Source organism: Candidatus Tisiphia endosymbiont of Nedyus quadrimaculatus, from assembly GCF_964059235.1.
GTDB lineage: Bacteria > Pseudomonadota > Alphaproteobacteria > Rickettsiales > Rickettsiaceae > Tisiphia.
Genome location: NZ_OZ060452.1, coordinates 400,026 through 421,183, shown reverse-complemented (window position 1 = coordinate 421,183; position 21,158 = coordinate 400,026). Strand labels below are relative to the sequence as shown.

Here is a 21,158-nt window from a genome sequence, read left to right as displayed (position 1 = left end):
CCATGAAGCAATTTATATTACTATTGTTAATTAATTTTTCTAGTATAACTGCAATAGCAAGTACTCAAAATACTCAAGATGATGAAGATTTTAGGTATGTTTATAATGAAGGTAAGGGGTGTACTCAAGTCTATGACCCTTATGAGAAACTAAATCGTAAAATCTTTGCCTTTAATTCTGTTTTAGACTATCTGTTCTTACGACCTATTACTATAGGCTATAAACGAATTAGTAATAATTATACTAGGGCTAGAGTGAGTAGTTTTCTAGATAACGTTAGTATGCCTTTGACTGTTGTCAATTATGGCTTACAGATGAATTATGATCAAACTATGAAAAGTCTATGGAGATTTTTAATTAATGCTACGTTTGGTATAGGTGGGTTATTTGATGTAGCAGATAAAATTGGATTGAAAGTTACTAAACAAACTTTGGGTAGTACTTTCGCCCACTATGGAGTTGGTCCTGGACCATATTTAGTCATACCATTTCTTGGTGGTACTAATGCAAGAGATAGTACAGATGCTATATTTACAAATAGTTACTTAAATCCTATAATGTACGCGGTACATAGAGATTTTGAAATCATAGTTTCTGGTGTACAACTTATAAATACTAGGTTAGGATTATTACCGTTTACTGACTATATAGGATGTAGTTCTACTGATCCTTACATAGCTGTAAGATCAGCTACGCATCAAAATCGTGAATCTGTAATTTGCTATCCTAAGCAATTTAAATGCCCTAAACCTAATTAAAAAATGCAAAATTATGAAAAAAATTATTGTTTATTTAATTTTAAGTTTCCTGTCTTTGTCAGCCTACTGTGCTACTACTGATAACAAGGTGATTGATAATTATGTTAATCAGCTAATAAAAGATGGGCTAGACGTATTTAAAGATGAGAGTTTAAATCAAGACGCTAAAATTGCTAAAAGTAAAAAGCTAATTTTAGCTAACTTAGATCTAAATTGGATGGCTAAATTTACCCTTGGTGTTTACAGAAGAACTCTAACTCCTGAACAAATTAAACAATTCACAGAAGTTTACAGTAATTATGTAAGCAAGTCTTATGCTGATTTAGTAAAGAATTACCAGGGTCAAGAACCTAAAGTTCAACAAGTGCGTGTTCTTGATGAAGGAGAGTTTATGGTAGAAATGTTAATAGGAACTGCTAAAGTAAATTACTTAGTACGTCAAGTAAAGAATGCAAGCGATAAAACTAATTTAAAAGTCTCAGATGTTATTACAGAAGGTGTTAGTCTTATCAATTCTCAACAGTCAGAGTTCATGAATATTCTCAGTAATAGCGGTTTTGATAAGTTAATAGATGAATTGATGAAAAAGTCGTGATTTTTTAAAAGACGTATACTTATACGTCATTGCGAGCGAACTTACGTGAGCGTGGCAATCCATGAAGCGTGTCATAGCTAATACTCGATAATCAAGTTTTTTCTAAGGCATACAATTCATGGTAGTTTAAAAGTCATGAAAAGAAGTCGAGAAGATGTCATTCTCAGCAACGGCGGGAATCTAAAAATACAAAAACACCTTAGACGTAAAGGTTTTTGAGATCCCTGCCGCAGCTCGGATGACATAAACTACCATGAATTGTATGCCTTAGAAAAAACTTGATTATCGAGTAATAGACGACAACTTGAATAGAAATAATAAAAATATTTTTCATAAAACACTTAGTGCAAATTATAATTATTGTATACTACAAAAACTTAAACCAATTATTATAATTAGCATGAAAATTCTTGCAGGTCTTAGTCATAAAAAATTAGCTAGATGTTTAGCTGAGGAACTAAATTGTAAATATGTCGAAACTTATATTACAACTTTCGATGATGCTGAAACAAGGGTGGAAATCCTTGAAGATATGCATAAGTGTGATGTTGTTATAGTACAATCTACTTCTAGACCAGCCAATAACCACTTGATGGAACTTTTATTATTAGTTGATACGGTAAAAAGAGCGGGAGCTTCACAAGTAACTGCAGTTATACCGTATTTTGGTTATAGCCGCCAAGATCGTAGATCTTGTAGTTTTACTCCAGTATCGAGCCGTCTTGTAGCGAATATGCTGGAAGTTGCTGGTGTTGATCATGTAATAACTGTCGATTTGCATTCACAGCAATTAGAGGGTTTTTTTAAAATTCCAGTACAAAATCTTGATCCAATAAGTTTATTTGCTCCGATTATTGAAACTTATAATAATTCTATTATTGTATCTCCAGATGTTGGTGGTTTTGTACGTGTACGTGATGTGAATAGGCTTTTTAACATGAATATAGCTGTTATTAATAAAAGTAGAGATATCAAGAGGTCTCATGATAAATGTCAAATGTCAGAAATAATAGGTAACGTTTCCGGCAAGCATTGTATATTAATTGATGATATTGTTGATAGTGGCGAAACCCTTTGTAAGGGAGCTAAGCTATTAATGGAAGTAGGAGCTTTATCTGTCAATGCTTTTATAACTCACCCAGTGCTTTCTAGAATGTCTAAAGAAAATATTCTGAATTCTGATGTAATGAACGTATATATAACTGATACAATAGAAACTACTGATTTACCATCTAAGTTCCATGTAATATCGGTTGCTCCAATTATTATAGCAGCATTACAAAAATCTGTAAGATTATGAGAATTTAGAACTTTATGCATACTGATAAATGTACACTTGAAATAGACTTAGCAAAAATTCGTGCTAATTATCGTATTATTTCTAAAATTTGTAAAACTTCAGAGATTGCTTCCGTGGTAAAGGCTAACAGCTATGGACTTGGTGCTGATGCTATCGCACCAGCCTTACAGATGGAGAATTGTCAAAGTTTTTTTGTAACCTCAGTTGATGAAGGAATATCATTACGTAAAGTATTGGGGCAAAAATCTAATATCTTTGTGTTTAATGGTGTATTTAGCAATGATGTTGAGGAATTTAGGAATAGTAATTTAATTCCTGTGCTTAATAGTTTAGAGCAAGTTGAAATTTGGCAAAAATTTGCTACTCTTAAAAAAGAAGTGCTACGCTGTACAATCCATGTTGATACTGGTATGAATCGCTTAGGAATGCTCGACACAGAAATGCAACATATAATAGACAAACCCGATCTATTAGTTGGTCTTGAATTGCAGTATATTATAAGTCATTTATCTACATCTGAAATAGTTGATGATCCTTATAATTTACAACAATTAAAAAAGTTTAAGCGTTATTTAAAATATTTCCCAAAAGTCAAAGCTAGTCTAGCTAACTCTAGTAGTATATTTCTAGGACAAGAATATCATTTTGACTTAATACGTCCTGGTGCAGCATTATATGGACTTAATCCTTTGGGAAATGCCTTGGAAAATCCGATGCATAATCCAATAAGACTGACTGCTCCAATAATACAATTGCAAGAATTACCACCGGAAAGTTACATTGGTTACAATATGACCTTTAAAACAAATAGTAATAGGCTAATTGCTACCTTGCCTCTTGGTTATGCTGATGGCTATCCCCGGGCTTTTAGCAATTGTGGGGTAGTAGTTATTGATTCGCATTCAGCTCCTGTAGTTGGCAGGGTATCAATGGATTCAATTACTATTGATGTTACTGAACTACCACCAAACAAAATTTTTCTAGGACAACAAGCTGAAATTATAGGGAATTATTGTACTTTAGATAAAATAGCGAATATAATAAATACCATTGGTTATGAAATTCTCACTCTACTAGGTAGCAGATATAAGAGAGTATACAAAAATGATTCTTGATACCGTTAATTTATTAGGTAAACATACTATTAGTTTTGCAAGGACTATAGGGGCTTTTTCTCTATTTACTATTGCGGGAGTCACTAGTATTTTTAAGAGACCTTTATACTACAACTTAGTGTTAAAACAGTTATTGTCTATAGGTTTTTATTCCCTACCAGTTGTAGCTATGACTACCTTCTTTTCTGGTGCTGTGCTGGCATTACAAAGCTATACAGGTTTTTCTCGTTTTTCGGCTGAAAGTTCAATAGCTACGGTGGTAGTTCTGTCAATAACTAGAGAGCTTGGACCAGTTCTTGCTGGTCTTATGGTTGCTGGTAGGGTTGGTGCATCAATTGCTGCTGAAATAGCTACTATGAGAGTGACTGAACAAATAGATGCGCTTTATACTTTGTCAACTGATCCCATAAAATATTTAGTTTTTCCAAGAGTACTAGCCGCAGTTATTACGTTACCATGTTTAGTATTAATAGGTGATATATTAGGAGTAATGGGTGGTTATTTGGTAAGTGTTTATAAGCTTGATTTTAATAGCTTTAATTATATAACGAATAGCTTTAAGTTTTTAGAACCAATAGATGTCATTTCTGGTTTGGTAAAAGCAGCAGTGTTTGGTTTTATTATCTCAATAGTAAGTTGTTATAGTGGTTACTATTCAGGTACAGGAGCAAAAGGAGTTGGGACGAGTACAACTTCTGCGGTAGTAAATTCTTCAGTTCTTATTCTAATCAGTAATTACTTGATAACAGAGTTGTTTTTTAAAGTATAAGACTCGATGACACGCGAATTCGGGATAAGAATTTGTCAATTCTTATCCCAAATTCGGTGAAATTATAGAAACAATCAGATTTGAAACGGCTCTGCATCTGATTGTTAAATTAATATTTTGCTAAAAACATGATTTTAATCTTTTAAAATCATGTTTTTAGCTTTAGAAAGGTTTAAAATGCATTCGCGTTAGCCGCTTTCAGAATGCATTTTTCCTTATATAAAAGCCCATTCGGGATAAGAATTAACTAATTCTTATCCCGAATTGGGGTATGACGTGTATATTAGAATAGATTATGGATAACGAATCAAAAATAAAAATACGCTCATTATATAAATCTTTTGGCGATCATAAGGTACTTGATGGTATAGACTTAGATATAAAGCGTAATAGTTCAATAGTAATTCTTGGGGGATCAGGAACTGGTAAATCAGTGTTAATAAAGACTATAGTTGGTTTAATGCAGGCTGATGAAGGTAGTATAGTTATTGATGAAGTGGAGACTGTAAATATTTCAAGTAAAGATAGATTTAAAATGATGGAAACCATGGGGTTTCTATTTCAGGGGGGAGCTCTTTTTGATTCTTTAACTGTTCAAGATAATATTACATTCTTTACTGAAAAACTATATAAATTATCTCCAAAAAATAAAGAGGAGTTAGCTGCATCTAAACTTAATTCTGTAGGTTTGTCTACAAAAATACTGGGTCTTTATCCATCTGAGCTTTCCGGAGGTATGCAAAAGCGAGTATCTTTAGCTAGGGCTATTTGTGGCGATCCATTGATTCTTTTCCTTGATGAACCAACTACCGGTCTTGACCCTATAATGGCTAATGTTATCAATGAATTAATAATTAAAGTTCAAGAGGAGCTAAAGGCTACTACCATCACCATAACTCATGATATGAATAGTGCTTATATGATAGCTAAAGAGGTTGCTATGATTTATAAAGGGAAGATTTTATGGTTTGGTAAAAAAGATGAGATAAAAAATAGTGATAATCCTTACTTGCAACAATTTGTTAATGGTTTAACTACTGGACCAATTGAGATTTAGTATGGTGTATTCAATAATAGCAAGTCAACTAAATCTACAAAATTAAATAACAACCTTCATAGAACCTAATGAGTTTCTGAACCAAGTTTTTTGAAAATTGAAAAAATGTTATAATTATTTCAATTTTAGGTATATTTTTAATTGACTAACTAATGTATAAGTTATAAAATATGTCTTTTAGGTAGCTTCTTGGTATAAGCATTATTTATCGATAGCTTTAAAAAATTATCGAATATTACTTAGTGCTTGAGAGTTTTTTTGCTATACTACTAATGAGTATTATATAATTTAAGTTATTTATTATGGCTATTTCCCGTTTTCTTGATCCAAAAAATGATTTTTGCTTTAAGCAAATCTTTGGTACAGAGAAAAATAAAGATATATTAATTCACTTCCTTAATGATATTTTAGGATATCAGGGAAAGGATCAAATTATTGAGGTTAGTTTTCTTAAAACCATCCAAGATCCTGTAATTGCTGTATATCGGCAATCTATTGTCGATGTTTTGTGTAAAGATCAGAATGGCACACAAGTAATTGTTGAAATGCAGGTTAGCGAACATAAGGGCTTTGAGAAAAGAGCTCAATTTTATGCAGCTAAAGCCTATTCACAGCAGATACTTAAAGAAGATAAAAATCATAAGAAGTTAGCAGTATATGCTAAACTAAAAGGGGTGATATTCCTAGCTATTGCCGATTTCATCATGTTCCCAGATAAGAAAGATTGGAAATCAACACATCGAATGTTGGATAACAAGACTTATGAACATGATCTCAAGGATTTTTACTTTATCTTTGCTGAACTGCAGAAATTCCATAAAACCATTGACCAACTAGAAACTATTGAGGAAAAATGGATGTATTTCTTTAAACATGCCCATCATAGTACTTTAATAGAAATGGAGCATTTAATTGGTCACGATATTATTATTAAAAGAGCTTTCCAAGCAATAGACCAAGCTTCTTGGTCAGAAGAAGAGCTAAATACCTATGATCATATAACCAAAACCCAACTAGATAATCTAGCAGTAGAGCAGTTCAAAATCGAACAAGCTGAAAAAGCTGCTGAAACTAGAGGTGAGGCTAGAGGCGAGGCTAGAGGCGAGGCTAGAGGTGAAAAGAAAAAAGCTATAGCTATAGCTAAAATTTTACTTAAAGAAAATATGACGTCTGAGTATATAGCAAAGATTACCGGTTTGAGTATTGAAGAAATCAATAAGCTAGAAAAGTAATTGATTACTTAACCATTTTTGTCCACTAATTGAAAGTAGAGGATAAACTTGTTGTTTGATTTTTTGATAGTATTGTTCTATATAATTTATCTCATCTGCGTTTAGCATTCTGCGATCTATTAAATCTTTTGCATAAGGAACAAGGGTGAGAGTGTCAAACTCTAGATAATTTTTATCCTGTAAAGTATTTTTGACATACATCAGATTTTCTATTCTAATGCCAAATTCGTTCGTTTTATAATAACCCGGCTCATTGGATACAATCATACTAGGTTCTAGAATAACGTTACTGCGTAAACTAATATTTTGTGGTCCTTCATGAACACTTAAGAAGCTACCAACACCATGACCTGTACCATGTGGGTAATCTTGCCCATCTCTCCATAAAAACTGCCGAGCTAGAACATCTAAATTAGCTCCAGTAATAAGATTAACTGGAAACTTAATCATCGACAAAGCAATATGCCCCTTAAGAACTTGAGTGTAACGTAATTTTTGTTCTTTTGTAGGGTATCCACCTATAGCAAGAGTCCTAGTTACATCAGTAGTACAACCGTTATATTGACCACCAGAATCAATTAATAATATGCCTTTACCTAAGATTTTCTTTGCCCCCGTGTTTGTTGCTCGGTAATGAATTATAGCACTATTTTCCTTAAAGCCACATATAGTCGGGAAGCTATCCATAACATATTGATCTTGTTTAAATCTAAACCCTGTTAATATTGCTCCTAAATCATATTCAGTTTGATCTTGTAAATTTGGTAGTTCGAATAAATATGCAAAGAATTCGCATAGTGCCACCGCATCCTTAATATGGAAATTAATTGCATGGTTAATTTCAATATCGTTTTTACGGGCTTTAGCTAATTGACAAGGATCATTAATTTTTTCTATTATCTTAGTGCTTAGCAAATCTATGATATAATTTGAAGTGAAGTTTTCGTCAATTAGGACTTTATTAGCTTGACTCAATATATCAGCAAATTGTGCTGAAGGTAAGATAGTTATATGAGGACGAGCAAGTATAATATCTTGATCCACCCTATTTGGATTAGTAAATAAATATAGTTGATCCTTAGTGATTAGGACTATACCAAGCATCAATGGTGAATATGGAATGTCACTTGCTCTGAGATTTAATAACCAGCATATTGAATCTGCTGCAGTAACAATCATGGTATCTGCAGAATATTTAGTGAGTAGATTACGGCACATGGTAATTTTATCACTATACGATTGACCAGCAAACTTATCATCATAAATATATATTTTTGATGATGGCTCAGCCGGCCTATTACGCCAAATTTGATCTACTAAATTATTAGATACCTTATGTAAACGAGGCTTTATTTTAGAAAATATTTTTAACTTAACATTAGTGAAGAGTTTCGCATCATACCCCAATATACCATCATTACCTAAATAATCATCCCAAGGAAAATAGGGTAAATCTTTAATATCAAAAATCTCAAAAATTTTTGGATCTAGTTCACGCTTACTTTGTTCTAGATAACGACCATCTGTGAAAAATATAACATTATTTTTGCAGATCACCACAATACCGTTTGACCCACTAAAGTTAGTCATATATTGCAGTCGTTTAGCACTTTCATGAACATACTCGCTAAGATATTGATCATTAGACGGTACTATATAGGCATCTATTTTATACTTAGCAAAAAGGACTCTAATATTGCTAATACGTTCTTGCATTAAATTATCATCGATAAAAAAGATTTATCTTCCTCTGCTGCTATTAGGTGATTTCTTAATTAAAGAACTCACCTGGCTGGGAGCAACATTATCTGTAGTCAGATCCTTAGGTGATATATCACTTGCAATGGATTTCCCAATAAGTTGAGCGGCTTTTAGAACTTCAGGACTCAATGTTTTTAAGTTACCTAAAGATCTGTCTACCTGTTTCTCTCTTCCAAGCTGCGAAGTTCTACCTAGCATTCCATCAATAGGAGCTTTAAAATAATCAGAAATAGCTATAACCGCTTCGGTACTTAGCATTTTTTGGTTATTATCATCTTCTCTTAAAAAAGGACGAAGGGTGTCTTCACTACGACCAATTTTTGATCCTAATTCGTATTGAGTCATTTGGTTTTTGTTCATCTTCTCGGTGATAAAGCCCTTCAAATTAGCACTTAATGCTTCTGGAGATAGTTGCATATATTCTTGTTTTTCTTGAGGCTCAAATTCCTTTCTACCTAGCACTTCATCAATAGAGCAGTCAAAATAATTTGCAAGTTTGATTATGTTTTTTATTTCAGGACGTCGATTACCCAACATCCCTCTCATAGTAGTCGGAGGAATGCCTGCAAGTGCAGCAAGATCACTTGCCTTTAGTTGTTTTTCTTCCATTTTATTCCCAAGGAATTCTTTTATATTTTCAATCCAGCCCATTGTAAATATTTTTTTTATAAAATTGATCCGTGAAAAACGGTTTTTTCTTGACAATAAAAAATTGTCACAGTAAAGTTGTTTATCTTACTAAATGAACCAAGGAATTATTTAGTAAGATAAACTTTAAAAACTAAAACTATTTAGTACATAAATTCAACTACTAAATATAGGTAAGTTGAATAAAAACGAAATAATACTAAATGTTAGTTAAGCACAAAACCTCAATCATAAAAGGAAATGCCTTATGAATATATACAATATTTGCTCAGTAATCAAATTTATTCTTGCTTATTTAGCAACTTTATTTTTAAAAATGCAACCTCAACTACCCTATCTAATAATGAATAGGAATATTTTACCTACAATCATAGTAAGAGGGTTTTATGCAAAATGATCTTAATGATAAAGATCTAAAACAACTATATAGCAAGATTATGACTATATCAGGTTACATAATTGCCATGAGATCAGAGTGTATAAGAGAAGCTAAGAAGACTGAAGATGCTCTAAAAATCCTAATCAAGCGTACATATGACATTAGAGGTGGACTTTGGATATGTTTGATTACTATATGGTTTTTAACCATACTTTTTTTGCAGAAAAACTTTTAGCCAGTACTTATTAAATTTACAAACTTAAAATTGGAAGACGGAAAGCTAGACTTTATGTTACATTCACCGTTCGACACGTTCATAAAATGCACTAAAATCGAAGAATATTTAAAATCTAAGTCTAATAGTTCCTTAAAAGGAACAGTGCTTACAGTGAACGTGTTTGATTCGGAACTAGCTAAGGTTTTAAAGGATGATAAAAAGTTAACGGGTATTATTGTGACAGAAAAAGATACCTATTATAACCTGAACCTGAGTTCGATATAAGACATCGGTTTAATAGCCTAGGGTGTCATCAACTATGATTTTTAAAAAATTAAAAAAAAGTTTAAAATAAAAAAATCAAGTTGGTTAGAGAGTTAACAAATAAATCTCTAGGCTTAACATTCGCAATAAACCACGACTTGATAAAAATTTAAATAAATATAGGTTTAAATTTTTATCAAGTCTTTGCTGGTTTCAAATAGTAGTCTCTAAACCTTGCATTAGCAATGACAATAATTTACTTACTTTTTTCATTTCATAGTTTTATCTTACAACTCCTGCGAAAGTAGGGGCTGTAAGATAAAATCTATTGCCTTAATTCTTTAGATACACTAAGTAAGTTTAATAAAAAGTCCGCATTCATTAGCGAGGTCAATAGTTCTTTCTATCTCTAAAATAATCACTTTATCTTTCTGTATGGCTAATCCTTTATAACCATAATTAGCTAAGTTACTTATTGTCTTTGCTCCTATTGTAGGTATATCAATTCTAGTATCTTGGCCTTTCTTCATCATTTTAATAAGTACACCACCTGTAGAATTTTTACGTAAATATGAACATCTTTCTATTAAATTATCTGTACCCTCAGCCGCCTCAATACCTATAATATACCCATTATCAACAATTACTGACTGTCCTACATCAAGACATCCGATACTATCTAATAGCTTTATCCCCAGTTCGATATCTGTATTATCTATTCTAGATGGAACAGCTATGGTCATAACATCATTATTTGTTCTTAATATTTCATAACTAGAAACTGCTTTAAACCCTTTCTCTTCTAGGAAATCTGTCACTATACTAAGAAGTTTATCATCTCCTAAAAATTTTTGTCTCAATATGCGTGCAAGTAACCTTGATCCCATTAAATCTACTTTAATTGATCGCAAATTAGGACGATTTACACCACCAGCAAGAATTATATTTTTTACATCATACTTACGAAAATATTCAATTATTGGCTTAACCATACCGATTTTAAAAAATTGGTGGGTAAAATCCTTATACAATACCGGATTTGCTTCTCCCTCCAAAGCTGCGATATAACATTGCCCGCCTTGCTTAATGAAACTATTGGCGAGTGAAATTGGCAGTAAGCCATTTCCTGCTATAATTCCAATTATACTCTTTTGCTTTAAAGGGTATATTTGCAACATTTTACCTACTTACCTTATCATGCTCAACTTGTCTTGGCTGACAAAATGCTCTAGTAAGATCCTGTTTTATAAAAGCGATAATTTGTTCTACAATAGGATTACCTTTATATTGCTTTAAAACTATCTCAATTCTATCAGTAAAAATACCTTCGCCAATAAAAATCTCATCTACGGCTTTTATAGTATCAAGCGTTTCCTGATTATCAAAGCCACGTCTTTTCATCCCAACTAAGTTTATTCCTTCAAGAAATGCCCTTTCATTTGTAACTACTCCAAATGGAATCACATCTTTGCTCACTGCAGACATACCCCCCACCATCGAATGTTGTCCTATACGTACGAATTGCAGAACAGCAGAAAGCCCTCCTATAATGGCATAATCATCAACTTTAACGTGACCACCTAGGCTAGCATAGTTTGCAAAAATTACATTATTTCCTACGATGCAATCATGTGCTATATGTACTCCAACCATAAATAAACCATTATTACCTACAGAGGTAACCATACCACCACCTTTACTACCAGCTTGAATAGTTACATATTCTCTAATAGTATTATTACTGCCTATGATAACCTCTGACTTTTCTCCCTCATACTTAACTATTTGAGGGGACTGACCAATGGAAGCAAATGGATATATAACTGTATTAGCACCAATTTTTGTTTTGCCCTCTATAACTACGTGTGATTTTAACTCAATATTATCCGCCAAAACCACATCCGACCCAACAGTACAAAAAGGACCGATTCTGACATTTGCACCAATCGAAGCCTTTGAATCTACCATGGCAGTTGCGTGTATAGCTGATAAGGTCATTGTTAATTCCTATTTTTAACCATTGCAGTAAATTTGCTCTCTGCAACTATCTGATCATTGACTTTGCTGTCACTTGAAAATTTCCAAACAGAGCCTCTATTTTGTTCTATTTTAGCATAAATATGTAATGTATCACCTGGCTCAACAACTTTACGAAATTTTGCCTCTTCAATAGTCATAAAGAAAACATCTTTATCTTTGAAGTCCATTGATTTGGCTACTAAAATAGCAGATAGTTGAGCCATAGCCTCAATAATTAGCACACCAGGCATTACTGGTTTTGTGGGAAAATGACCAGTAAATTGCGGCTCGTTAAAAGTAACATTCTTGATACCAACAATAGACTCATTAAGTTTAAATTCTAGCACCTTATCTATTAATAAAAATGGATAACGATGAGGTAGCATTTCCATTATTTCTCTAATATTAATTGTCATCTATATCCCGTTTTTTTGTTTACAAGTTGCTTCATAATTACTGATTGTTTATGCCAATCTCTAATTGGTACTGCAGGATATCCACCAACTGTAGTTCCTAGTTCAACATCTTTTATCACGCCAGATTGGGCTGCTACTTGGACTTTATCGCCTAGTACTATATGTCCGGATATGCCTGACTGCCCCCCTAAAGCACAATATGCTCCTACCTTAGTACTACCTGCTATACCTGCTTGGGCAACAATAACTGACCCCCGTCCTATTATAGCATTATGTCCTATCTGCACTAAGTTATCTATTCTACAAAAATCTTCTATTACTGTATCATTTATCGATCCTCTATCAATAGTAGTATTACTACCTATTTCAACATTATTACCTATTTTTACCATACCAGTATGCAAAATTTTCTTATGAATTCCTTTATCTGTTGCAAAACCGAATCCATCTTGTCCAATTCTCGCTCCCGCTAATATTACCACATCATCACCTATTATACTGTAACTTACTGAAACATTTGAGTATATTAATGCTCTATTACCTATTACTACTCCAAAATCTATACTCGTCCCAGATTCTATAATGCAATTATCTCCTATTATAACATGATCTTCAATAACAACGTTATGCCCTATATAACAATTACTTCCTATAGTGGCAGAATCTGAAATATAAGCAGATGGCATAATTTTGTTAGGATAAGTTTTTGCTTTACTATAAAACAAATCTACTAATTTTGCATAAGCAAAATACGGATTTTTTGTTTTTAATAAAATTGTTCCATTATTAGATTCGTGCAAAAAATTCTCTGGGACTATGCAGCACGAAGCTTTAGTGTTTTGGAATTGAATAATATATTTGTTATGAATTAAAAAACTTATATCACCAACATTAGCCTCTTCTAATGACTTAACATTATGGATTAACAAATCATTTGAGTATACTATCTCAGTATCTATTAATTTTACAATTTCTGATAATTTATAAGGAGCAGATTTCTTATAAAAACGTGAGTTTATCATGGTTATTTAATTTTACAAAATAATGACCACAGTATAAACACTAGTTAGAAAATACTCAAGTTTTCTTACAATAATTTACCCCAGTTCGGGATAAGAATTAGTTAATTCTTATCCCGAGTTCGCGTAATTTGTATTTCAGAATATTGTTCATGATTGTATAATAGTTATTATACAATCTAGATATTTCATAAAGTATACGATAAGAGATTTATCATAGAGATGGTGGCCAGAGCCGGAATCGAACCGGCGACACAAGGATTTTCAGTCCTTTGCTCTACCAACTGAGCTATCTAGCCGTATAAACAGACCTATTGTGTAATAAACTCAAATCAATTGACTACAGCTAAAGATTCAAGGCAGAGTTTCTTATAACTAATTAAAAAAACTTTGTCCATATAATTTTTTAAATGATAAAGAGTATATAATTTTTATCTAGACAAATAGCACTACATTCTCTCTGATTCCCCTTCAATGTTACCCCAAGCAGGGGGCTAGAAAAGTCTAAATAGTTTTCTTGGCTATTTTTTTAGACCCCTGCCTACGCAGGGGTGACATCGAAGGTGCTTAGAATAATAATTAATGTCGAATTCAGGTTACTTACGATAATTTACGCTAACTACTTGATTTCCTAGATCCTGAAACAAGTTCAGGATGACGCATGCTCTAGTTTTAGATGACAACCGACTTAAACCGGACACTAGTACGCGAAAGCTAGGATGACATCGTTTTTGCTCCTGTAAACACTATTACTTATGTTGGCGTTTTTGATCCACGTTGGGCAAATACTGCATCAATCTAACTTCGTTACAACTAACTTTCGGATTTGACATCAGATATCTGAACTTTATATTCCTTATTAAGTGCTTTGATCGCGTATAGCCACAATATTACAATAACAAAAAACACGCCAGCAAAATAAGGTGTAGCTTCAGTGAAGGTAAAAGCAGGGAGCAAGATAAAGAATGTTGACTGGATAATACCACCTCCAGATTTACCGAACCTACCACCTATAACTTCTACCGCCGCTTGACCTTTAGTTCTAAGATCTTTATCAAGAGGAATATATGCCATATTTTTAGTAGCGTCAAATAGTGAGTATTTTGTTGCCTTACTTAAAATATTTTGAATCATGCCAATCATCACTGCTACTGCTAAAGGTCCAGAAGTGAATAAACCAGTAATATACATCGCGATAGTACTATCAAAGAAAATAAAGGCAAAAAAAGCAACTCCCGTAATTAACATCATCAAAGGAGTAATCATAGCGGCTGTGAACCAAGAAACCCTTCTTAGAATATTACTGCCAATAATCATAAACAATATAGCTGTAACACCCTGCCAAGCCTGAAATTGCCCCATATACATGGTATATTCTTCTTTAGTTGGATATAGCTGCTGAATTTTTGATTTCCATACACCTTCTACAAGATTTACTGACACACCATAACATATAATTAGTAAGGCAATAAGTCCTAAATATTTTGAGCTAAAAATCATTTTGAAGCTTTCTATGAGAGATAACTTAACCTTGCCTTTCTTGGTTGCTTTACTTGTTGAGTCATATAAAGTAGGATCGGTTAAAACATGCTGATTCATCCATCTATATAACAACATGATAACTACAGCACTACTCATCATAATAACAAGTAGCGGCGTAAATTTCAGTTCTTCTGAAACTATTTGAGTTTCTTTGCTTAAAAAATAGCCAAGTATTAATGCAGTGACTGGTAAAGATAAATTCGCTAACATACCAAACATAGAATAAAAACGCTTTGCCTCTTCAGTCTTAGTAATTTGGTTAGCAAATTGCCAAAATAATAAGCTAAGCATCATACTTCCCCAAAGTTCTGATATAGCATAAAAGATTGCAAAGCTCCACTTACCAACTACCCTAATGAACCACTTAAAATTTGGATATTCATTACTCAATGCATCGATTGTTTCGGGATTAGGATGCACTAACTCTGGGTAAGGATATAAGACAAAAGTGAATAGGATAAAATATGCAAGAAAAAAACTAGTTACAGCATAAAAAACATTTTCTTGTTTTAACACATCACAAAGCTTTACGTAAGCAACCATAAATAGTACTGCCATTGGTAAAACAACATAGGTTTTTACAAAACTTATTGCTTCAGGACCAATAGCTGTTACCACAAATCCATCTTTTATCGATCTAAGAGTGGAATAGTTGAGCAAAATACAAAACATCATAGCCGCCATCGGCAAAAATTTCTTATTTTCATGCCCTTCAATTGGCCAAACTACTCTTCTCATTTCTGAGAAATAACTATTATTTTCCACCTTATTCATACTATTTGATTATCATTACAAGTCAGTGGACTTATACAGATATATACAAGAAAAGTCAAACGAAATGATTATTTTTTGCTAGATAGGTCTAATTATTATACCCATATGCTTTCAAGAATGGATTTGAAAATAAATAACAAGAGAACTAGGCGTATATTTAGTCTAACTAACCCGAGAAGGTTTTAGGCATAATAATAGAACTGATCCCCTGCGAAAGCTGGGATCTAAAATATCTACCAACATTAGAACCCAGGAGTGTACACTCTAGTTTTGGCTTTGTACTTCTTCTCCTAGTAGTGACACATATGTCGAAGAGGTACTAACAGTATCATCACTAACACTACTCTGATATCCAAGATTAACTTCGCCATTATAGGAATAAGAAGCTTCAGCCTCCTCGTATGCAGATGTTGGTAAACAATTAGGCGTTAACTTGCTGTGTAATTTAATGAGATTGCTGCATTTAGCTATTTGACTATTTACTATTTCTATATTCACTCCTTCAGCATGAATATCAGATTGAGCTTTTCTCACTACTGCTACAAACTCATCTATTATAACCTGCATAGACTCAGGAACTTCTACTCGGTATTTAGGCAGCATTTCAGTACATTTTTTGGGTGTAAGCTGTAAGGCTGCTCCATACATTAGAGTTTTTATCTCGACATCTTCTTTCTCATTGCTACAAACATGGCAACGGCAATTAAAAAAGGCAAAAGCAGCTTTTACATTGCCTAAGCACAAAGATAGCCAAAAACTTTTTGCAGCCTTACTCCAGTTATCATTTATATTTTCCTGTTGTCCATTATCAAATTCTAATGAAACTGCCTTTTTGCTATAATATATTCCTAATTTATAAAAATTTTCAGCTGTATATTTTTCTTCTCCTGCCTTTTTTCTTGATTTTGCCATGTTGATATCTTCCTTAAGTTATATAAGGATTAATTATACAAATTTATAGATTTACTATTCAAATACTCAAATATTCCCTCATCCGAACCTTCCACTCCAAATCCTGAATTCTTGCGTCCGGCAAATGCTGCTTTGGCATTAGCAGGTAGTGAATCATTAATTGATACCATACCAAAATCAAGTTTTTCTGCCATTATTTGAGCTGTGGATATATTTTTGCAATATATATAAGCTTGCAATCCATACTCCGTATTATTGGATCGAGCTATAACCTCATCTATATTAGCAAATTTATAACAGGCAAGAACCGGTCCAAATATCTCTGTTGTAAAAATCTCCATATTATCCTGACAGTTGCTAATAATTGTTGGCTCAAAAAAATTATTATGAGCTTTACCTCCACATATGATTTGCCCACCTTTATTTTTAGCATCTTCGATCAATTTTAAAATCTTATCTGTAGCTGCTTTGTTAATCAGTGGTCCTATAACTGATTCAGGATCAAAACCATCCCCTACTTTAAGATTAGCAAATTTCATATTAAGAATCGATAAAAATTTATCATAAATTGTCTCTTCAATAAATATTCTGTTAGGAGAAGTGCAGGATTGTCCACTATTCCTGATCTTTCCTAATATAAGCTCACTTGCAGCCTTCTCTAGATCAACGTCACTTAATACAATAAATGGTGCATTGCCGCCAAGTTCTAGAGACAAACGCTTCATAGTAGCACTAGAGTTTTGGTATAATATCCTCCCTACCCTAGTAGAGCCAGTAAATGATAATTTACGAATTCTAAAATCATTGCAAAATATCTGCCCAATATTATTGGCATCACCTGTGATAATATTTAGTACTCCAGCTGGCATGCCAGCATCACTTGCAAGTTTAGCCAAAATCAATGCAGAAAAAGGAGTGAGTTCCGATGGTTTAAGTATAACACTGCAACCAGCAGCTAGTGCTGGGGCAACTTTTCTTGCTACCATGCTACTTGGAAAATTCCACGGAGTAATTGCACAAACCGGACCAACCGGTTCATATTCGGTAATAATTTTGTGATTTATTGATTTGCCAAGCTTGATTTTACCTTGAATATTATAAATATTACTGGCAAACCAATCAATAAACGACGCTCCATATGCTACCTCCCGCTTTGCATCTTCTAATATTTTCCCTTGCTCTAAGGTAATTATACAGGCTAATTCATCAATATTCTCTAATATTAAAGAATGCCATTTTCTTAATATGATGATTCTTTGTTCAAAAGAAGTCTGTGACCAATCTTTAAAAGCTCTAACAGAACTGTGAATAGCACCAACAATTAAATCATTGGGCAAATTTGGTATCGAGCCAATTACCTTGCCATTCGCAGGATTTGATACTTCCAACTGTTCTTGGCAATCTAGCCAATTTCCATCTATGTAATTTTTTTTATTAACGAAATCTAATAATTGCATGATGTTTCCTAAATATTTTACCAACAGAGTCACTATACCAGTTAAATCATCATTTAAAGATATCGCTGTGTGTTCCCGTACGTTCTAGCCTTAATATTTCATCGTTTAAGTAGTAAAGTAATATCCAGTCAGGTTCTATATGACAATTCCAAATATTATTCATATTTACAATTTTGTGTAAACAATATTTGGTAGGTAATAACAAATGATGTTCTACACCTTCATTAATATTTTTTACCAACAAATCAGTTGTTTCTATTAATTTTGTAATGTTTTTACCACGTTTGTGCATTATAGATAATTCTTTCTCAAATCGTCTAGTAGCACTTTGTATAATCATATCAAGTTTAGTTTTTTGTACATTTCTTCATAAGATGGATATGTATTTATATTTAAGCCTTCTCTTGATTCTTTTAATGTTTTAACAGATTCTTCGTTTAATTTCTTTTCTTGATGTATTCTAATATATATAGCTTCTCTTACAAAATTCATTATTGTATCTTTTCTGTACGCAGTGTGAATTTTTAAGAACTGATGTAGTTCATTAGGAATATCGATACTTAGCCTTGTCATTTTCGTACTCATTATTTAATAGCTACTTAAGTAAGTATATCAGTAACTTATAAAAACAGAAATATTTTTTTATATATTAAACGACTTTCCACACCCACAACTACCTTTTTCATTTGGGTTATTAAAAGTAAACCCGGATTTAAACTTGTCTTCTACATAATCCATTTCACTTGCTAGAATATACATCAGAGCTTTTGGATCGATTAATATTCGTACACCTTTATCTTCTATCACCTCATCAAACTTATTCTTGTCATCCGCATATTCTACGTAATAAGATAGACCAGAACAGCCACCAGATTTTACCCCAACCCTAATACCAAAAGATGGTTTATTACGTTTGCCTATCAATAGCTTTATTTGCTTAGCTGCTGCATCAGTCAATGACATAATATTTTTCATAAGTCTACTGCAATTTTTTAGTTTTATAATCAGCTATTGCAGCTTTTATTGCATCTTCTGCCAATAAAGAGCAATGGAGTTTTACTGGCGGTAAAGATAGTTCTTTGGCTATTTCAGTATTTTTTATACTACCAGCCTCATCAATAGATTTACCCTTAACCCATTCTGTTACTAAAGAACTTGAAGCAATAGCAGAACCACAACCAAAAGTTTTAAATTTGGCATCTGTAATAATTCCATCTTCACTAACTTTAATTTGTAGCTTCATTACATCACCGCATGCAGGAGCTCCAACAAGACCTGTTCCAACATATGCATCATTTTTATCTAATGACCCTACATTACGAGGATTTTCATAGTGATCCAGCACTTTTAGACTATATGCCATTTTATTTCCTATCTATATTATAATAATTAAGTGATAACCATCTAAGCAACCTCGGTATCATTTCCGCCTACGCGGGAAGGCATTGCCCACGTGGATCAAAAAGCCAACGTAAGTAATGGTACTTACAGGGCAAAAAGTATGTCATCCCTGCGAAGGCAGGGATGACATACTAGTGATCCACGTGGGCAAATCCTACACGGGAATGACATCGTTCTCGTTGAAACACTGCACAACAATGACACATCAATGTGTTGCCCACTTGATTTGCTTTAAATCAACTCCCTCTTGCACCATCTCCCAAAGAGGGCTTAGCTCTCTTAATTTATTAATTTTTGACGCTATTAACGCTGCAGCATAATCGATTTCTTCTCTAGTAGTAAATCTACCAATACCAAACCTAATCGATGTATGTGCCATTTCTTCATCAACACCCATAGCTTTTAGCACATATGATGGTTCAAGCGAAGATGATGTACAAGCAGAACCGGACGAAACGGCTAAGTCTTTAATAGCTAGTATCATAGACTCACCTTCCACATAAGCAAAACTTAGATTTAGATTTCCCTTATATCTATTATGCCTAGAACCATTTAGATAAACATCGGCAATTTCTTTAGTAATATTATCATAAAACCTATCAAAAAGTTCTTCTACATGCTTAGCATCTTTTTGCATTTCAAGCAGAGCTATTTCAGCAGCCTTGCCAAGCCCAACAATTAAAGGAGTTGGTAGAGTTCCAGAACGCATACCTCTTTCCTGCCCACCACCATTTAAAATCGGCACTAATCGTACCCTAGGCTTTTTCCTTACATATAAAGCCCCAATACCTTTGGGACCATAAATTTTATGCCCAGAAATACTTGCCAGATCAATGTTACAATCATTAACATCTATGGGAATTTTACCATATCCTTGGGCAATATCTGAATGAAAGAATACTCCTCGTTCACGACAAATTTTGCCAATTTCTTTAATTGGTTGGATAACACCAATCTCATTATTCACAGCCATCACCGATACCAGTATAGTTTGATCTGTTATGGCATTTTTCAATATTTCTAAATCAATCAAACCACTTGGCTGAATTGGCAAATATGTTACCTTAAATCCTCCATCTTCTAAATGTCTACAAGCATCTAAAACGCATTTATGTTCACTTACCACCGTCACTATATGATTTTTTTTATTACCATAGAATTTAGCAATTCCTTTAATAGCTAAATTATTAGATTCAGTAGCACCAGAAGTAAAAATAATCTCTTTAGGATCTGCTCCAATAAGCCTTGCTACTGCTTTTCTCGACAACTCCACAGCTTCTTCAGCTTCCCAACCAAAGGAATGACTCCTAGAATGCGGATTACCAAATTTAGTGGTAAAATATGGCAGCATACATTCCAGAACCCTTGTATCCATAGGAGTTGTCGCTTGATAATCCATATAAATTGGTAGTGATTTACCACTTAATTTTACTTTTTGTCTTAATTTTTCTAATTCATCCATACTAGTTACTCTTTTAACGTTCCTGTGATTTTTAAGATCATCCCTGTACCTAGAAGGGTTA

General features: G+C 33.1%; 22 protein-coding genes and 1 tRNA gene. 8 read left to right on the top strand and 15 right to left on the bottom strand.

Annotated features, from left to right (window positions below; genetic code table 11):
* Positions 1-2: 2 nt before the first annotated feature.
* The 7 genes from AB3211_RS02130 to AB3211_RS02100 all read left to right on the top strand — a co-directional run bounded on the left by AB3211_RS02130 (position 3) and on the right by AB3211_RS02100 (position 6,826).
* Positions 3-758, top strand: coding sequence for a VacJ family lipoprotein (locus AB3211_RS02130; RefSeq protein ID WP_367364526.1), 756 nt, complete (start codon positions 3-5; stop codon positions 756-758).
* Between the two features lie 13 nt (positions 759-771).
* Complete coding sequence (locus AB3211_RS02125) at positions 772-1,353, top strand: phospholipid-binding protein MlaC (protein WP_367364525.1); 582 nt, start codon at positions 772-774, stop codon at positions 1,351-1,353.
* Positions 1,354-1,657: 304 nt separating this feature from the next.
* Positions 1,658-2,653, top strand: coding sequence for a ribose-phosphate diphosphokinase (locus tag AB3211_RS02120; RefSeq protein WP_367364524.1), 996 nt, complete (start codon positions 1,658-1,660; stop codon positions 2,651-2,653).
* A 14-nt stretch (positions 2,654-2,667) separates the two neighbouring features.
* Positions 2,668-3,768, top strand: coding sequence for an alanine racemase (locus tag AB3211_RS02115; protein ID WP_341757448.1), 1,101 nt, complete (start codon positions 2,668-2,670; stop codon positions 3,766-3,768).
* Entirely contained in the window at positions 3,758-4,537 is a 780-nt protein-coding gene (locus AB3211_RS02110) for an MlaE family ABC transporter permease (RefSeq protein ID WP_367364523.1), read from the top strand. The genes AB3211_RS02115 and AB3211_RS02110 overlap by 11 nt, the downstream gene beginning before the upstream one ends.
* A 295-nt stretch (positions 4,538-4,832) precedes the next feature.
* On the top strand, positions 4,833-5,594 hold the full coding sequence (locus tag AB3211_RS02105) for an ABC transporter ATP-binding protein (protein ID WP_341753860.1): 762 nt from the start codon (positions 4,833-4,835) through the stop codon (positions 5,592-5,594).
* Between the two features lie 302 nt (positions 5,595-5,896).
* Positions 5,897-6,826, top strand: coding sequence for an Rpn family recombination-promoting nuclease/putative transposase (locus tag AB3211_RS02100; RefSeq protein ID WP_367364522.1), 930 nt, complete (start codon positions 5,897-5,899; stop codon positions 6,824-6,826).
* Here AB3211_RS02100 and AB3211_RS02095 read toward each other — a convergent pair.
* Positions 6,815-8,542 carry a M24 family metallopeptidase gene (locus AB3211_RS02095; protein ID WP_367364521.1) on the bottom strand — a complete coding sequence of 576 codons (1,728 nt, stop codon included), beginning with the start codon at positions 8,540-8,542 and terminating at the stop codon, positions 6,815-6,817. The genes AB3211_RS02100 and AB3211_RS02095 overlap by 12 nt on opposite strands.
* A 24-nt stretch (positions 8,543-8,566) precedes the next feature.
* On the bottom strand, positions 8,567-9,238 hold the full coding sequence (locus AB3211_RS02090; RefSeq protein ID WP_367364520.1) for a helix-turn-helix domain-containing protein: 672 nt from the start codon (positions 9,236-9,238) through the stop codon (positions 8,567-8,569).
* 383 nt (positions 9,239-9,621) lie between these two features.
* Here AB3211_RS02090 and AB3211_RS02085 point away from each other — a divergent pair, with 383 nt between their 5' ends.
* Entirely contained in the window at positions 9,622-9,849 is a 228-nt protein-coding gene (locus tag AB3211_RS02085) for a hypothetical protein (RefSeq protein WP_341757443.1), read from the top strand.
* Between the two features lie 596 nt (positions 9,850-10,445).
* On the opposite strand, the gene AB3211_RS02080 is transcribed toward AB3211_RS02085, so the two are convergent.
* From AB3211_RS02080 to AB3211_RS02020, 13 genes are all read right to left on the bottom strand, one after another.
* Positions 10,446-11,273, bottom strand: coding sequence for an LpxI family protein (locus AB3211_RS02080; protein WP_367364519.1), 828 nt, complete (start codon positions 11,271-11,273; stop codon positions 10,446-10,448).
* Position 11,274: 1 nt separating this feature from the next.
* A complete protein-coding gene (lpxA, locus tag AB3211_RS02075) occupies positions 11,275-12,093 on the bottom strand; it encodes an acyl-ACP--UDP-N-acetylglucosamine O-acyltransferase (RefSeq protein WP_367364518.1) in 819 nt (272 codons plus the stop codon).
* A 2-nt stretch (positions 12,094-12,095) separates the two neighbouring features.
* Positions 12,096-12,530 (bottom strand): 3-hydroxyacyl-ACP dehydratase FabZ, encoded by a 435-nt coding sequence (gene fabZ, locus AB3211_RS02070; protein ID WP_367364517.1) that lies wholly within the window; start codon positions 12,528-12,530, stop codon positions 12,096-12,098.
* Positions 12,527-13,552, bottom strand: coding sequence for a UDP-3-O-(3-hydroxymyristoyl)glucosamine N-acyltransferase (lpxD, locus tag AB3211_RS02065; RefSeq protein WP_367364516.1), 1,026 nt, complete (start codon positions 13,550-13,552; stop codon positions 12,527-12,529). The genes fabZ and lpxD overlap by 4 nt, the downstream gene beginning before the upstream one ends.
* A 220-nt stretch (positions 13,553-13,772) precedes the next feature.
* Positions 13,773-13,848 (bottom strand) — tRNA-Phe (locus AB3211_RS02060).
* Between the two features lie 514 nt (positions 13,849-14,362).
* On the bottom strand, positions 14,363-15,865 hold the full coding sequence (locus AB3211_RS02055; protein WP_367364515.1) for an Npt1/Npt2 family nucleotide transporter: 1,503 nt from the start codon (positions 15,863-15,865) through the stop codon (positions 14,363-14,365).
* A 264-nt stretch (positions 15,866-16,129) separates the two neighbouring features.
* A complete protein-coding gene (locus tag AB3211_RS02050) occupies positions 16,130-16,777 on the bottom strand; it encodes a hypothetical protein (protein ID WP_367364514.1) in 648 nt (215 codons plus the stop codon).
* Between the two features lie 29 nt (positions 16,778-16,806).
* Complete coding sequence (locus AB3211_RS02045) at positions 16,807-18,234, bottom strand: NAD-dependent succinate-semialdehyde dehydrogenase (protein WP_367364513.1); 1,428 nt, start codon at positions 18,232-18,234, stop codon at positions 16,807-16,809.
* A 49-nt stretch (positions 18,235-18,283) separates the two neighbouring features.
* Positions 18,284-18,574 (bottom strand): type II toxin-antitoxin system YafQ family toxin, encoded by a 291-nt coding sequence (locus AB3211_RS02040; protein ID WP_367364512.1) that lies wholly within the window; start codon positions 18,572-18,574, stop codon positions 18,284-18,286.
* On the bottom strand, positions 18,571-18,807 hold the full coding sequence (locus AB3211_RS02035; RefSeq protein ID WP_367364511.1) for a hypothetical protein: 237 nt from the start codon (positions 18,805-18,807) through the stop codon (positions 18,571-18,573). The genes AB3211_RS02040 and AB3211_RS02035 overlap by 4 nt, the downstream gene beginning before the upstream one ends.
* 69 nt (positions 18,808-18,876) lie before the next feature.
* A complete protein-coding gene (locus tag AB3211_RS02030) occupies positions 18,877-19,209 on the bottom strand; it encodes a HesB/IscA family protein (protein WP_367364510.1) in 333 nt (110 codons plus the stop codon).
* 4 nt (positions 19,210-19,213) lie between these two features.
* Positions 19,214-19,597, bottom strand: coding sequence for a Fe-S cluster assembly scaffold IscU (gene iscU, locus AB3211_RS02025; RefSeq protein ID WP_341753738.1), 384 nt, complete (start codon positions 19,595-19,597; stop codon positions 19,214-19,216).
* A gap of 243 nt (positions 19,598-19,840) precedes the next feature.
* On the bottom strand, positions 19,841-21,097 hold the full coding sequence (locus tag AB3211_RS02020; protein WP_367364509.1) for an IscS subfamily cysteine desulfurase: 1,257 nt from the start codon (positions 21,095-21,097) through the stop codon (positions 19,841-19,843).
* Between the last annotated feature and the right edge of the window lie 61 nt (positions 21,098-21,158).